Origin of the sequence: Streptomyces sp. NPDC002130 (assembly GCF_040296465.1) — a bacterium.
Classification (GTDB): Bacteria; Actinomycetota; Actinomycetes; order Streptomycetales; family Streptomycetaceae; genus Streptomyces.
The window spans coordinates 1-15,425 of the sequence record NZ_JBEOXI010000200.1 but is presented as its reverse complement, the minus strand read 5'-3'; the positions used below and the strand labels follow the sequence as shown (position 1 = coordinate 15,425).

Annotated in this window: 10 protein-coding genes; 6 read left to right on the top strand and 4 right to left on the bottom strand. The window is 72.5% G+C overall.

From position 1 onward, the window contains the following. Positions 1-12: 12 nt before the first annotated feature. Both ABT116_RS30255 and ABT116_RS30250 read right to left on the bottom strand, forming a co-directional pair. Positions 13-1,722 (bottom strand): SulP family inorganic anion transporter, encoded by a 1,710-nt coding sequence (locus tag ABT116_RS30255; RefSeq protein ID WP_351640392.1) that lies wholly within the window; start codon positions 1,720-1,722, stop codon positions 13-15. A gap of 605 nt (positions 1,723-2,327) precedes the next feature. Further along, positions 2,328-2,933 carry a carbonic anhydrase gene (locus ABT116_RS30250; RefSeq protein ID WP_351640390.1) on the bottom strand — a complete coding sequence of 202 codons (606 nt, stop codon included), beginning with the start codon at positions 2,931-2,933 and terminating at the stop codon, positions 2,328-2,330. Positions 2,934-3,150: 217 nt separating this feature from the next. Here ABT116_RS30250 and ABT116_RS30245 point away from each other — a divergent pair, with 217 nt between their 5' ends. From ABT116_RS30245 to ABT116_RS30230, 4 genes are all read left to right on the top strand, one after another. After that, the gene (locus ABT116_RS30245; protein ID WP_351640388.1) at positions 3,151-3,981 is read left to right on the top strand and encodes a response regulator transcription factor; all 831 of its coding nucleotides are present in this window, start codon (positions 3,151-3,153) and stop codon (positions 3,979-3,981) included. Further along, entirely contained in the window at positions 3,978-5,465 is a 1,488-nt protein-coding gene (locus ABT116_RS30240; protein ID WP_351640386.1) for a sensor histidine kinase, read from the top strand. Before ABT116_RS30245 ends, ABT116_RS30240 begins: the two co-directional genes overlap by 4 nt. Positions 5,466-5,680: 215 nt before the next feature. Beyond that, entirely contained in the window at positions 5,681-6,838 is a 1,158-nt protein-coding gene (locus ABT116_RS30235) for an alkaline phosphatase PhoX (RefSeq protein WP_351640385.1), read from the top strand. Positions 6,839-6,987: 149 nt separating this feature from the next. Beyond that, positions 6,988-7,506, top strand: a complete 519-nt coding sequence (locus tag ABT116_RS30230) for an NUDIX hydrolase (RefSeq protein ID WP_351640383.1) — start codon at positions 6,988-6,990, stop codon at positions 7,504-7,506. A 137-nt stretch (positions 7,507-7,643) separates the two neighbouring features. On the opposite strand, the gene ppdK is transcribed toward ABT116_RS30230, so the two are convergent. Then, complete coding sequence (ppdK, locus tag ABT116_RS30225; RefSeq protein WP_502983960.1) at positions 7,644-10,391, bottom strand: pyruvate, phosphate dikinase; 2,748 nt, start codon at positions 10,389-10,391, stop codon at positions 7,644-7,646. 406 nt (positions 10,392-10,797) lie between these two features. Further along, a complete protein-coding gene (locus tag ABT116_RS30220; protein ID WP_351640381.1) occupies positions 10,798-12,024 on the bottom strand; it encodes an ROK family transcriptional regulator in 1,227 nt (408 codons plus the stop codon). 121 nt (positions 12,025-12,145) lie between these two features. On the opposite strand from ABT116_RS30220, the gene ABT116_RS30215 reads away from it, so the two are divergent. Both ABT116_RS30215 and ABT116_RS30210 read left to right on the top strand, forming a co-directional pair. Continuing rightward, complete coding sequence (locus ABT116_RS30215) at positions 12,146-13,558, top strand: MGH1-like glycoside hydrolase domain-containing protein (RefSeq protein ID WP_351640380.1); 1,413 nt, start codon at positions 12,146-12,148, stop codon at positions 13,556-13,558. Beyond that, positions 13,555-15,425: amylo-alpha-1,6-glucosidase (locus tag ABT116_RS30210; RefSeq protein WP_351640378.1), on the top strand; the 1,871-nt coding region annotated here is incomplete at its 3' end. The genes ABT116_RS30215 and ABT116_RS30210, both read left to right, overlap by 4 nt.

The window sequence follows — 15,425 nt, the reverse complement described above, 5'->3', positions numbered from 1 at the left end:
GCCGCACCGGCGTCAGCCGTCGCCTTCTCGCTCCGCCAGGAACTTCTCGACCTGCTCCTCCGGCAGGGGCCGGGTGTCGAGGTAGAACCACTCGGCGTCGGAGGTCGGCCAGGGCGACGGCTCGGCCGTCTCCCCCTGGGCGGTGGGAACCGGGCGCCTGGACAGCGGCGCCGTCGCCGGAGCCTCGAAGGCGGGCGTCGCGGAACCGGCCGGCTTCGCCTCCCCCGGCATCAGCAGCTCCACCCGCAGCCCCAGCCCCCGCTGCTGGGCGGTGAACTCCTCGACCTGGTTGCGGCAGGCGTGGTCCAGGTGGGTCACACCGGTCAGGTCGAGACGGATCCGCGGCTTTCCGGAGGCGGCGGCCGCCTCCAGCGCGTCGATCACCTTCGGCAGCCGCAGGAACGTGGCGTTGCCCGCCATGACGACCTTCGCCGTGTCCTGCTCGACGTGCTGGCGGACCACGGTCTGCGACATGCGCAGCGCGGCCAGCACGATCCCCGCGGCGAGACCGAACAGCACGCCCTCCAGCAGCGCGGTCGCCACGATGACCAGCATGGTCAGCGTCATCACCGCGAACTCGCCCCGGTCCTGCCGCCACATCTTCGGGAACTCGGCGGGCCCGAACAGCTTCCAGCCGCTGTGCACGAGGACGCCGGCCAGCACGGAGATCGGGATCAGCGCGAGCACCTGCGGCAGCAGCAGCGCGAACAGCAACAGCCACAGGCCGTGCAGGGTGCGGGAGAGCCGGGTCTTGGCCCCGGCCTGGACGTTGGCCGAACTGCGCGCCACCACCGCGGTGATGGGGAGCGCGCCGAGGAGGCCCGCGACGGTGTTGCCGGCGCCCTGCGCGATCAGCTCGGTGTTGTAACGGGTGCGCGGACCGCTGTGCATCCGGTCGACCGCGGCGGCCGTGAACAGGCTCTCCGCGGACGCGATGACCGTGAAGGTGAGGATGGCGGTGATGATCGTCCCGTCGGCGAGTCCCGCGAACTGCCCGGCCCCCGGCACGTCCACCGAGTCGAGGAGGTTGCCCACCTGGAGCGTCTTCACGTCCACGCCGGGCAGCGCGGCGACGAGCATGCCGATGCCCACGGCGACCAGGGCGGCGGGGATCTTCCCGGCCGGTCCGGGCACCTTCTTCCAGACGAAGCTGAGCACGATCGTGACGACGCCGAGCAGGGTGGCGATCATCGCCTGCGGGTCGGTCAGGACGCCGGCCAGCAGCCTGGGGATCCCGGCCATGTTCTCGATGGGGGTGCCGGGGGCCTTGGCGTCGGCCATCGGATAGGCCTGACTGAACATCAGCGGTACGCCGATGCCGGCGAGCATGCCCTGGACGACGGCGACGGAGATGGCCTGGAACATCCGGCCGAGACGCACCAGTCCCAGGACGATCTGGAGGATGCCGGCGAACAGCACGATCACGCCGAGCATGGCCACGCCGACCTCGGCGACGGTCTCCGCGACCAGCGCGGCGAGCCCCGCGGCCGGGCCGCTGACCTGGAGCGTGCTGCCCCGGACCGCGCCGACGACCAGGCCGCCGATCACCCCGGAGATGATCCCTAGTTCGGCGGGCACGCCGGAGGCGACGGCGACACCGATGCACAGCGGCAGGGCGACGAGGAAGACGACGAGGGAGGCGGTGATGTCGGTGACGAGGTCCCCCCTCGCTGCCCCCTTGCGGTCACCGCCCTTGCCGTCACCGCCCTTGCCGCCGCTCATCAGCCCCCGGATCAGCTTGCCGACCGCACCGACGCCGGCACCGACGCCCGCGCGGCCCGGGCCGCCGGGGGCATCCGGGCGGCCCGGAAGGCCTCCGCCGGGCCCGCGGTCCGAGTGCCCCCCGGAATCGCTCCCGGACCAGCCGTCCGACCATCCGCCCGCCCATTCTCCGGACCTCTCCGGCGACCCTGCGGGCGCCCCGCCTCGCACACCGCCGCCTGCCGGCCGGCTGCCCGGAGCGGAGGCCTCGGTGATGTCCTCTACGCCGGGCGCGGTCCCCCAGCCGTCCGGCTCGCCGAACCCACCTCCCCCGTCGCCTGCCCATGCCTCGCCCGGCGCACCCCCCGGCACCCCACCGCTCGCCCCACCGACCGTCGACCAGCCCCCTGCGTCCCCCGCCGGACCTGCGTCCGACCAGCCTCCCGAATCCCCGGCCGGCCCCCCACCCGACCAACCCCTGGTATCCCCCACGGAACCGGTCCCCCACTCGTCGTAGCCCCCCGGCGGCGGCCCGCCCCCCTGTCGGCCGCCGTCGCCGCCCGGCGACCCCCCGTACCGCCCGCCGCCCGGGCCTCCCCATGTCCGCCCCCGCGCATGTGCCCCGCTCACGCGGCGTGCACCCGGAAGTCGCCGTCGTCGCCGAGTTCGTAGACGAAGCCGGTGTCGACCTCGTAGTACCAGCCGTGCAGCCGGAGCCGGCCCGAGTCGAGGCGTTGCCGCACCACGGGGTAACTCCGCAGTGCCGCCAGCTGGTTGACGACGTTGCCCTGGGAGACCTCCGGCAGGGACGGGTCGTCCGGCGCGGTCTGGAGTACGGAGGTCAGCTCGGGGCGGGCGATGCGCAGCCAGGCGTCCACGCCGGGCAGTGCCGACAGGTCGTCGCCGGACTTCAGCGCGCCCATCGCACCGCAGTGTGAGTGACCGCACACCACGATGTCCTGAACCCCGAGCACCTCCAGTGCGTACTCGATGGTGGCCGCCTCTCCACAGGCCCCGGGCCGTCCGTAGGGCGGCACGATATTGCCCGCGTTCCGGAGCTCGAATATCTCCCCGGGTCGTGCACCCGTGATCATCGCGGGTATGACCCGCGAGTCCGAGCAGGTAATGAACAACGCCTCCGGATATTGCCCTTCAGCCAGTTTCCGAAATTCGCCGCTGTCGAAATCGACACGCGTCCTGAACGCACGGGCACGGTCCAGCAAAGTCTTCAACGCACTCTCCTGAGCTGGGTGTTCATCCGATGCACCCCACCGTAGACCGCCGACCTACAGAGGAAGGTTAAGTAAAATCCAGCACCCGGCCAGCAATTGAACATTCTTTGCCCTCATTCCCAGATCCGGCGTCTTCTTGTAGCGTGTGAACTCCGCGGCAGGGAATGCGAATTGACGCTGCCCGGATTCATGCCGGTTTCACGGAGAGACAGGACGTATGGGCCTACGAGTGCTGCTCATCGAAGACGACGAGACGATCGCCGAGCCGCTCACCGAAGGGCTCGGCCACTTCGGGCTGACGGTCGACCACGTCGCCACCGGGACGGACGGCCTGAGAGGCCCGTACAACGACGTCGTCCTGCTCGACCTGGGGCTGCCGGACATGGACGGCATCGACGTCTGCCGCGGCATCCGGCAGGTCTCGGACGTACCCATCGTCATCCTCAGCGCACGCGGCGAGGAGGCCGACCGTGTGCTGGGTCTGGAGCTGGGCGCCGACGACTACCTGGCGAAACCTTTCAGCGTGCGCGAACTGGTCGCCCGGGTCCGTGCCGTGACCCGGCGCACACAGCGCACCCACCAGGCCTTCCCCGAGGCCACCGGCCTCGCTTCGGGCACGCGGGGCACCCCCGAGCCGCCACCGTACGAGCCGGCTCCGGCCCCCGCCCACGAACCGGCTCCGGCGCTGTCCTACGAACCCCCCGCGACCACCTCGTACGACCCCGCCCCCGACCCGCCGCACGACCCCGGCCCGCTGGTCGTGGACCGCCGTACCCGCCAGGTCTGGGTCGGTGACGCCCCCGTCCTGCTCACGCCCAAGGAGTTCGATCTGCTGGCGCTGCTCAGTGAGGACCCGGGCGCCGTCTACTCGCGGCAGCAGATCCTCGACCGCGTCTGGGACCCGCACTATGACGGCCCGACCAAGACCCTGGACGTCCACGTGGCCGCGCTGCGCCGCAAGCTGGGGCACCCGGCGTGGATCCGGACCCTGCGGGGCGTCGGTTTCCGGCTGTCCGTGCACACGGGGCCGCAGGTGGCCTCTCCATGACCCGCCGGCTGCTGCTCAGCTACCTCAGCCTCGCCGCGCTGGTGCTGCTCTGCCTGGAGATCCCGCTGGGTTTCGTGTACTCGCGCGGGGAGCGGGAGCGGGTGGTGAACGCGGCGAAGGACGAGGCCGAGTCGGTCTCCGCGTACGCGGCGCTGTCCCTGGCGGCGGGGCGCGGCGAGCGGGACCTGCCCGGGCGGGTGGCGCACTGCGCGCAGCGCATCGGGGGCAAGGTGGTGATCGTCGACGCGGCGGGCACACCGCTCGCCACCTCGCACCGGCTGGACGCGGGGATGTCCGGCACCCTGGCCGCCCGGCCGGGCATCGCGGCGGCGCTGCGGGGCACCTCGACCGTGGACGTCCGTACCTCCACCATCGGCGGGGTCGAGTATCTGTCGGTGGCCGCGCCGGTCGGCCAGGAGGCGCGGCCGGTGGGTGCGGTGTGGCTGACGGTGCCGACGCGGACGGTCCACGAGCGGGTGCACCACGTCTGGCTGTTGCTCGCGCTGGGCGGATTCGCCGTGCTGACGGCGGTCGCCGTGGTCGGCTTCGCCTTCGCCCGCTGGGCGGGCCGCCCCATCCGCGAACTGGAGCAGGCCACGCACGACTTGGCCGACGGCGGCCGGTTCGCGCCGGTGACGATCACGAAGGGGCCGCCGGAAGTCCGCTCGCTGGCCGCCGCGTTCAACCACACCGCCGCCCGGTTCGCCCATCTCCTGGCGTCCCAGCGGGCGTTCGCCGGTGAGGCCTCGCACCAGCTGAAGACACCCCTGGCGGCGCTGCGGCTGCGCCTGGAGAACCTGGAGCCGGACATCGCCGCCCGGGCCCGGGGCAGCCTCACCGCCGCCGTCACGGAGACGGACCGGCTGGCCCGGATGGTGGAGCAGCTGCTGGCCATGGCCCGGCTGGAGGAGCACGCCGCCATTCCCGCCACCGTCGACCTGGGCTCGGTCTGCGCGGAGCGGCACCGGACGTGGCAGCCCCTGTTCGCGCGGGAGGGCGTCTCCCTCGTGCTCTTCGCGGGGAGCGTGGGCCCGGTGCTCGCGGTGCCGGGGGCCGTCGAGCAGATCATGGACAACCTGCTGTCCAACGCCCTGCGGGCGTCCCCGGCGGGCAGCACCGTCACGATCGAGCTGCGGCTGCAGGCCCCGCCGCGGCGGGCGTTGCGCGACAGCCGGCCCCGCTGGGTCGACCTGCACGTCACCGACGAGGGCCCGGGCATGACGGAGGAGCAGCGGACCCGCGCCTTCGACCGCTTCTGGCGCGCCCCGGGCGCCCCCAAGGGCGGTACGGGACTCGGCCTGGCCCTGGTGCAGCGCCTCACCCATGCCAGCGGCGGCGAGGCGGTCCTGCGCGCGGCGGCGACCGGCGGCCTGGACGTGGTGATCCGGCTGCCGTCCGCACGGCCGCCGGGCGAGGTCGGCCCCGGGCCGGGCGGCGACCGCCCGAGGAGGCCGAGACGGGAGGCACCGGCGCTGCCGGCGTAGGCCCTGTCGCGGGGCTCCGTGGTCGGCCTGATGTGAAGCGCGGGGCCCGGGCCTGGCCGCCGTGACACACAGGCGGCACACAGCATGCCGTTCCACGGCCACGAGTTGGCCATACCCCGTCCACCCGGCCCCCTTAGCGTCCGTTCCGCCTCCCCCCACGCACGACCCCTGCCGTCGACCGGCGGCGGGGCGGTACGGCACCTCTTGGAGTGAGAGTGGAACGTCGTAGCCTTCTGCGTGCGGCCGTCCTCGGCGGCACATCGGCCGCTCTGGGCGGAACCCTGTGGCGCGGCGCCGCGTACGCGGCCCCGGCCCAGCCCGGCACCGGCCCCTACGGGCCGCTCGGTTCCCCGGACGCCAACGGCATCAGACTTCCCGGCGGCTTCACCAGCCGGGTCATCGCCCGGTCGGGCCAGCGGGTCGGGAGCACGTCGTACACCTGGCACAGCGCCCCGGACGGCGGCGCCTGTTACGCCGACGGCACGGGTTGGATCTATGTCTCCAACTCCGAGATCAACCCCTCGGGCGGCGCGAGCGCGGTCAGGTTCTCGTCGACGGGCGCGATCACCGGCGCCTACCGGATCCTCTCCGACACCCGCCAGAACTGCGCGGGCGGCAAGACCCCGTGGAACACCTGGCTGTCCTGCGAGGAGGTGTCCCTCGGCTACGTCTACGAGACCGACCCGTGGGGCACGAACGTGGCGGTGCAGCGTGCGGCGATGGGCCGCTTCAAGCACGAGGCGGCGGCCGCCGACCCGGTGCGCAAGGTGATCTACCTGACCGAGGACGAGACGAACGGCCGCTTCTACCGCTTCGTGCCGACGACCTGGGGCAACCTGTCGTCCGGCAGGCTTCAGGTGATGGTCGCGGGCAGCGCCACGAGCGGCTCCTTCACCTGGACCGACGTCCCCGACCCGGACGGCTCCCCCACGGCCACCCGCTCCCAGGTCTCCGGCTCGAAGTCCTTCAACGGCGGCGAGGGCTGCCACTACGCGAACGACACCGTCTGGTTCACGACCAAGGGCGACAACCGCGTCTGGCAGCTCAACCTGCTGAACAACACGTACGAACTGGCCTACGACGACTCCCTCGTCAACGGCACGGCCCCCCTCACCGGCGTCGACAACATCACCGGCGCCTCCTCCGGCGACCTCTTCGTCGCCGAGGACGGCGGCAACATGGAGATCTGCGTCATCACCCCGGACGACGTCGTCGCCTCGTTCCTGCGCATCGACGGCCAGTCCTCCTCGGAGATCACCGGCCCGGCCTTCTCCCCGGACGGCACCCGCCTCTACTTCTCCAGCCAGCGCGGCACCACCGGCAGCTCCTCAGGCGGCATCACGTACGAGGTGACGGGCCCGTTCCGCTCGTGACGGGGGTCGCGTGCGACACCTGAGCCGGACCCGCCGGTGATCGCGTGCGACACCTGAGCCGGACCCGCCGGTGACCATCGGCGGGTCCGGCCGTTCCACCGGTTGGGCAGTTCGCAGCGGGCTGTCCAGCCGACGGAAGGAACACCACCGTGGACACGACCGTGCCCGTCCCGAACGCGCCGGGTGTGCTGCCCCGTGCCGAGTGGGTCAAGACACTGCCGCAGACCATCGTCGCGTCCTGCGTCCTGCTACTCGACGCCGAGGACCGGATCCTGCTGCTGCGCTACGCCGCGGGCCTGCCCGCGGCGGGGCTCTGGGGGCTGCCGGGCGGCATGCTCGACCACGGTGAGGACCCCGTCGGGGCCGCGCGCCGGGAGCTGCACGAGGAGACCGGCATCGCCCTGGAAGAGGACCTGCGGTTCCTCGGGTACGACCACCGGGCCGATGTGCTGGAGACGGGGCCGGTGATCGACTTCTACTTCCACGGTGGCCGGCTCCCGGCCGGGCAGCCCGTCCGGCGCAGCTCGGAGCACGACCACCACGGCTTCTTCGCCCTCGCCGAGTTGGAGTCCGTCCCGCTGGCGACCGGTTTGCCCACCCTCACCGCGCTGCTGGCCGCAGCCCGGACCGGCACCGTCGTGTGCCTGCGGGAGGGGCTCCCCGGATAGGGCGGGGACGTCGAAGGGGCGGCACCTCCGCACAGGTGCCGCCCCTTCTTCTCGTGCTCCGGAGCCGCCGCGATCGGTGAGGGTCGGGGACCGCCGACGGCTCCGGGTTCTCGCGTGGCCCGGCAGGGGCCACGGGTCTAGCGGTGGTCGCTGCCCTGGGACTGGACCGCCGCCCGGCCCGCTTCCAGGCGGGCCACCGGGATGCGGAACGGGGAGCAGGAGACGTAGTCGAGTCCGACCTCGTGGAAGAAGTGGACCGACTCCGGGTCGCCGCCGTGTTCGCCGCAGACGCCGAGCTTGAGGTCGGGGCGGGTCTCGCGGCCGGCCTTGGCGGCCAGCTTCACCAGCGAGCCGACGCCGTCCTTGTCGATCGTCTCGAACGGGGAGACCCCGAAGATGCCCTTCTCCAGGTACGCCGTGAAGAACGAGGCCTCCACGTCGTCCCGGCTGAAGCCCCACACCGTCTGGGTCAGGTCGTTCGTGCCGAAGGAGAAGAACTGCGCGGCCTCGGCGATCTGACCGGCGGTCAGCGCGGCGCGCGGCAGCTCGATCATCGTGCCGATGGACAGCTTCAGCTGCGCACCGGAGGCCGCCTCGACCTCGGCGATGACCTTGTCGGCCTCCTCGCGGACGATCTCCAGCTCCTGGACCGTGCCGACGAGCGGGATCATGATCTCGGCGCGCGGGTCGCCCTTGGCGGCCTTGCGCTCGGCCGCGGCCTCGGCGATGGCCCGGACCTGCATGGTGAACAGGCCGGGGATGACCAGGCCGAGGCGCACACCGCGCAGGCCCAGCATCGGGTTCTGCTCGTGCAGGCGGTGCACGGCCTGGAGGAGGCGCAGCTCGTTCTCGTGCGGCTCCTGGCGGGACTCGGCGAGGGCCACGCGCACGGACAGCTCGGTGATGTCCGGGAGGAACTCGTGCAGCGGCGGGTCCAGGAGGCGGATGGTGACCGGCAGGCCGTCCATGGACTCGAAGAGCTGGACGAAGTCCTGCTTCTGGAGCGGCAGCAGCTCCTTGAGGGACTCCTCGCGCTCGGCCTGCGTGTCGGCCAGGATCAGCCGCTCCACCAGCTCGCGCCGGTCGCCGAGGAACATGTGCTCGGTGCGGCACAGGCCGATGCCCTGGGCGCCGAAGCGGCGGGCGCGCAGCGCGTCCTCGGCGTTGTCGGCGTTGGCGCGCACCCGCAGGCGGCGCTTGCGGTCGGCGAAGGCCATCATGCGGTGGACGGCCTCGACCAGCTCGTCGGCGTCGTCGGCGCCCGGGTGCATCCGGCCCTCGAAGTACTCCACGACCGGCGACGGCACGACGGGTACCTCACCGAGGTAGACCTTGCCGGAGGAGCCGTCGATGGAGACGACGTCGCCCTCCTCGACGACGTGCCCGCCCGGCACGGTCATCCTGCGGCGCTTGGTGTCGACCTCCAGCTCCTCGGCGCCGCAGACACAGGTCTTGCCCATGCCGCGCGCGACCACGGCCGCGTGGGAGGTCTTGCCGCCGCGGGAGGTCAGGATGCCCTCGGCGGCGATCATGCCGTCCAGGTCGTCGGGGTTGGTCTCGCGGCGGATCAGGATGACCTTCTCGCCGGAGCGGGACCACTTGACGGCCGTGTAGGAGTCGAAGACGGCCTTGCCGACGGCCGCGCCCGGGGAGGCGGCGATGCCGCGGCCGACCTGCGAGACCTTCGCGTCCTCGTCGAAGCGCGGGAACATCAGCTGCGCGAGCTGGGCGCCGTTGACGCGGGTGAGCGCCTCGGCCTCGTCGATCAGGCCCTGGTCCACCAGCTGCGTCGCGATGCGGAAGGCGGCGCCCGCGGTGCGCTTGCCGACGCGGGTCTGGAGCATCCACAGCACACCGCGCTCGATGGTGAACTCGATGTCGCAGAGATCCTTGTAGTGGTTCTCCAGCGTCTCCATGATCTGCATCAGCTGGTCGTACGACTTCTTGTCGATCTGCTCCAGCTCCGCGAGCGGCACGGTGTTGCGGATGCCCGCGACGACGTCCTCGCCCTGGGCGTTCTGCAGGTAGTCGCCGTAGACGCCCTGGTGGCCCGAGGCGGGGTCGCGGGTGAAGGCGACGCCGGTGCCGGAGTCGGGGCCGAGGTTGCCGAAGACCATGGAGCAGACGTTGACGGCCGTGCCCAGGTCGTGCGGGATGCGCTCCTGGCGGCGGTAGAGCTTGGCCCGGTCGGTGTTCCAGGAGTCGAAGACCGCGTGGATGGCGAGGTCCATCTGCTCGCGCGGGTCCTGCGGGAAGTCCCGGCCGGCCTCGGTCTTGACGATCTTCTTGAACTTGGTGACGAGCTTCTTGAGGTCGGCCGCCTCCAGCTCGGTGTCGACCGTGACCTTCTTGGCCGCCTTGGCCGCGTCCAGCGCGTCCTCGAACAGCTCGCCGTCGACGCCCAGGACGGTCTTGCCGAACATCTGGATGAGGCGGCGGTAGGAGTCCCAGGCGAACCGGTCGTCGCCGGCCTGCTTGGCGAGGCCCTGCACCGACTTGTCGGAGAGGCCGATGTTGAGGACGGTGTCCATCATGCCGGGCATGGAGAACTTGGCGCCCGAGCGGACCGACACCAGGAGCGGGTCGTCGGCCTGGCCGAGCTTCTTGCCCATGCGGGCCTCGAGCGCGTCGAGGTGGGCGCTCACCTCGTCACGCAGTGCCGCCGGTTCCTCGCCGCTGTCCAGGTAGACCTTGCAGGCCTCGGTGGTGATGGTGAACCCGGGCGGGACCGGAAGGCCCAGGTTCGTCATCTCGGCGAGGTTCGCGCCCTTGCCACCGAGGAGGTCCTTGAGGTCCTTGTTGCCCTCGGTGAAGTCATAGACGAACTTCACGCCCTCAACGCTCGCGGCCTGCTCGGCTACCGGGAGATCTTTGTTTTCCGACACGGGTCTCGACTCCTCGAGGACGCGGTGGCTGCCCTGACGGGCAGGAACATACCCAGATCAAAGGCGTCTGGGTACGTCCACTTGTGCGTCATGCGCCTGTAACCACTCGTCCGCCAGCGGATCGAAAGTCAAGGCTGAGCAAGCGATCGCAGCCGCATGTTTTCACTTCTTGAACGCAAGAGCCTCCCCGAACCCCTCTGAGCGCTCATCTGAGCGGAGTTTCCGCACATTTGATTTCGCTCGATGAACGATCAAAGGGTGGCACTCAGTGCCACCCTTTGGAGAAGTGCAGCCGCTCAAGATCCGCTCATCTGAGCGCAACCCTTATCAGGGGTGGCGAGAATCACGCTGCCACAGGCGCCGGGATTTCACCATGCGGACGCGTCCCGGGAACGAAACGCGGCCGTCACACCCCGAGTGCGCGCAGCCGCTCCTCGGCCCGCTCGGGCGCGTAGAGGTGCTCCACGACCATCGCACCGGCTCCGACCAGCGCGGCCCGCTCGCCCAGCCGTGCGGTCACGACATCCAGGTGGGCGGTGGAGCGGGGCAGCGCCCGCTGGTACAGCAGTTCCCGCACGCCTGTCAGGAAGGGGGTTCCGGCCAGATCGCCGGCGATCATCAGGACACCGGGGTTGAGCAGTGTCACGACGGTCGCGAGGACGTCCCCGACGCGGCGCCCGGCCTCCCGGGCCAGTCCGACCGCCTCCGGGTGCCCGGCCGCCAGCAGGTCCCGTACGTCCGAGCCGGAGGCCGCCGGCACCCCGGCCTCCGCCAGTCGCCGGGCCACGGCGCCGCCGCTCGCGACGGCGGCCAGACAGCCGTAGGAACCGCACCGGCACAGCGCCCCGGCGCCCTCCGGCACCCGGATGTGCCCGATGTCGCCGGCGCCGCCGTCGATGCCCCGGAACACCGAGCCGTCCACCACGACCCCGGCGCCGATGCCGGTGGAGACCTTGACCAGCACGAAGGCGGAGCAGTCGGGGTAGGCGGTGCGCTGTTCGCCGTACGCCATGAGGTTGGCGTCGTTGTCCACGAGCACCGGCACTCCGGCGGCGCCCGCGTGCTCGGTGAGCGCCCGGGACAGCCGGCCCCTTATGCCGTAGCCGTCCCAGCCGGGCATGATCGGCGGCTGGACGACGCGGCCGGTCTCGGTGTCGACCGGGCCGGGCACCGCGAGCCCGACCCCGCAGACCGCCTCCGCCCCGTGCCCGGTCTTGACCAGCAACTCGGCGAACCAGCGGCCGAGTTCGCCGAGGACGGTGTCCGGCCCGTCCTCGACGGCGAGGGTGCCGGAGTGCTCGGCGAGAATCTCGCCGCTCAGCGACAGGACCGCCGCCCGGGCGTGCCGGGTGTCGAGGTCGGCGGCCAGGACCACCGCGTGCTCGTCGTCGAACTCCAGGGTGATGGAGGGACGCCCGCCGAGCGGTGACTCCACGGGCCCCCCGGCGCCCTCGCGCAGCCAGCCCGCGCGGAAGAGCCGGTCCAGCCGCTGCCCGACGGTGGCCCGGGACAGTCCGGTCGCCTGCTGCAGCGCACCCCGGGTCACGGCGCGGCGACTGCGCACCAGTTCGAGCAGATCGCCGGCGCTCGCCTGACCCGCGCCTCGTCCGGTTCTCCCGGGCTGTCCGGTCATGTACACCCCCTTGTGTTTCCCAACCCTGCATTACATATTGGGTTTTGCGTGTTAAATAGACGTAACCCTACGGTAGCCCCTGCCGATCCCGGTCAGGAGTACGTCTTTGGGAGAGCCCCGAGTGGATCGCATCGCCCAGCTCACCACGCGCCCCGCGGGGCGCGAGATCGCATACGATCCGGCCGCCGCGCCGCCTTCTCTGCACGTCAGGGCCGCACAGGTGCTGGAGGGCAACTGGACGGGCAGGTCCACCGTGCCCTCGCGCGGCCTGTATCCGCACCAGTGGTCGTGGGACTCGGCGTTCATCGCGATCGGCCTCAGGCACCTCTCGCCGTTACGGGCGCAGACGGAACTGGAGACGCTGCTGGCCGCCCAGTGGGCCGACGGGCGGGTCCCGCACATCGTCTTCAACCCCTCCGTCCCCCTCGACGCGTACTTCCCGAGCCCCGACTTCTGGCGTTCGTCGACCGCCGGGCGCACCGCCGGGGCCCCGCGCACCGTACAGACCTCCGGGATCGTGCAGCCACCGGTCCACGCCCTGGCCGCGTGGCTGGTGCACCTCGCCGACCCCGGCCTGTCCAGGGCGCGCGGCTTCCTCACCCGTGCGTACCCCCGGCTGGCCGCCTGGCACGACTACCTCCTGCACCGTCGCGACCTCGGTAGGGCCGGGCTGGTGTCCGTCGTGCACCCCTGGGAACAGGGTATGGACAACAGCCCCTGCTGGGACCGCCCGTTGTCCCGCGTCACCCCCGCCCCGCCCCGCTCCTTCCGCCGCGCCGACCTCGACCACGGCGCCCCCGAGGACCGGCCGACGGATCTGGACTACGGGCGGTACGTGCGGCTGGCCGCCGACTACCGGGACCGCGGATACGCCGACGGCCCGGGTGACTTCGCCGTGGAGGACCCGGCGTTCAACGCCCTGCTCGTCGCCTCCGAGTACGCCCTGGAGCGGATCGCCCAGGAGTTGGGCGCGCGGGGCCCGGCGCGGGAGGCCCGCGCGGAGCGCCTGACGGCTGCCCTGGTGGAGCGGCTGTGGGACCCGGCTGCGGGGATGTTCCTGTGCCGGGACGTGCGCGCCGGGGAGCTGATCCCCGAACGCGGCGTCACCGGGCTCGTCCCGCTGCTGCTCCCCGGCCTGCCGCGCGACCTCGCGGCCACCCTGGTCCGCACGGCCTGCGGCCCGCACTTCGGCCTCGGCGGCACGACCCGCCTGGTCCCGAGCTACGACCTGCTCGGCGAGGCCTTCGACCCGCACCGCTACTGGCGCGGCCCGGCCTGGTTCAACACCAACTGGCTGCTGGAGCGGGGGCTGCGGCTGCACGGCGAGCGCGGCCGGGCCGACGCCCTGCGCAAGGGCATGCTGCACACCGCCGACGCCTCCGGCTTCGCGGAGTACGTCGACCCGTACACCGCACAGGCCTGCGGCGTCACCGGTTTCGGCTGGACCGCCGCGCTCACGCTCGACCTGCTGCACGACCGGCCCGCACGGGGCAGGAACGGCCTCACGGCGATCATGGAAGGGGACCGGGGATGACGGACCGGCATCATCTGCTCGTGCACGGCCGGACGTTCGCCGCCGTCGGCGACCGCGGCGACATCAGCGGCTACCGGGGCGGCAGCGCCCCGGACGGCATGTTCGTACGGGACGCCCGGCATCTGAGCCGGTGGCAGCTCACCGTCGACGGGGCGGTGCCCGACACGCTGACCCCGGTGGCCGACGGGGACACCGCGCGCTGTGTGCTCGTCCCGCGCGGCGGCCGTGACGAACCGCCCGCGTACACGCTCTTCCGCGAGCAGGCCGTCGGGGACTCCTCGTTCGTGGAGTCGCTGCGCGTCACCAGCAACCGTCCGGTGCCGACGACGGTCCACCTCGCGGTCACCGCCGACGCCGACTTCACCGACCAGTTCGAGCTGCGCTCCGACCACCGCACCTACACCAAGGCCGGCGCCGTCCGCTCCCGCCACGTGCTCGCACACGGCGTGGAGTTCGCCTACCGGCGCGGCGAATGGCGGTCCGTCACGACCGTGACGGCCGACCCCCGGCCGGACGCCGTGGAGGAGACCGGCACCGGCGCCCGCCGCCTGGCGTGGACCCTGGACCTCGAACCGCACGGCACGGCCGAGCTGACCCTGCGGGTCATGGCCCGCCCGCACGGCGACCGGCGCGCCCTGCGCGTCCCCTGCTCCCCCACCGCCGCCCAGAAGCAACTGCGCGCCCGGGAGGACGAGTTCGTCCGGGATGTGACCTTCCCGGCCGGATGGCCCGAGCTGGCCGCCGCCTGCACCCGGGGTCTCGCCGACCTCGCCGCCCTCCAGGTCCCGGCCACCGGCCCGGACGGCGAGGCCCTGCGCGTCCCGGCCGCCGGCGCGCCCTGGTTCCTGACGCTGCTGGGCCGGGACGCCCTGCTGACCTCGCTGTTCGCCCTGCCCTACCGGCCGGGTCTGGCCGCCGCCACCCTGCCCGCGCTCGCCGCGACCCAGGCCACCGGAACCGGCGCCGACGGGATCGCCCAGCCCGGCAAGATCGTGCACGAGGTGCGGCACGGCGAACTGGCCCACTTCGGCCAGGTCCCCTACGGCCGCTACTACGGCTCGGTCGACGCCACCCCGCTCTTCCTCGTCCTGCTCGGCGCGTACACCGAGCACACCGGCGACACCGGCCCGGCCCGCCGTCTCGAACCCCACGCCCGGGCCGCGATCACCTGGATGCTCGACCACGGCGGCCTCACCTCGCGCGGCTACCTCGTCTACCGCGCCGACCAGGGGGGCCTCGCCAACCAGAACTGGAAGGACTCCCCCGGCGCCATCTGCTCCGCCGAAGGCACCCGCCCCCACGGGCCGGTGACGGCCGCGGGCGCCCAGGGCTACGCCTACGACGCCCTGCGCCGCACGGCGGGCCTCGCCCGCACGGTGTGGCAGGACCCCACGTACGCGCACCTGCTGGAGCAGGCGGCCGGTGACCTGCGCGACCGTTTCCAGCGGGACTTCTGGATGCCGGAGCACTCCTTCCCGGCCCTCGCGCTCGACGGCCGGGGCAAGCAGGTCGACGCGCTGGCCTCCGACGCCGGGCACCTGCTGTGGTCGGGGCTGCTGGACAAGGAGTACGGCGAACTGGTCGGCCGGCGGCTCCTCGAGCCGGACTTCTTCTCCGGCTGGGGCGTCCGCACCCTCGCCGCGGGGCAGCCGGCGTACCACCCGCTCTCCTACCACCGCGGCTCGGTCTGGCCGCACGACAACGCGCTGATCGCCCTGGGCCTGGCCCGCTACGGACTGCACGACGAGGCCCGCGCGATCGCCCACGGCCTGGGTCCCGGCGATCGTGGGCTCAGCCCTGGCGGCCCTGTGCATCCGCTACGACGCCCTGAACCCGCTCACCAGCGGTGTCGCGGTGATCACCGCCT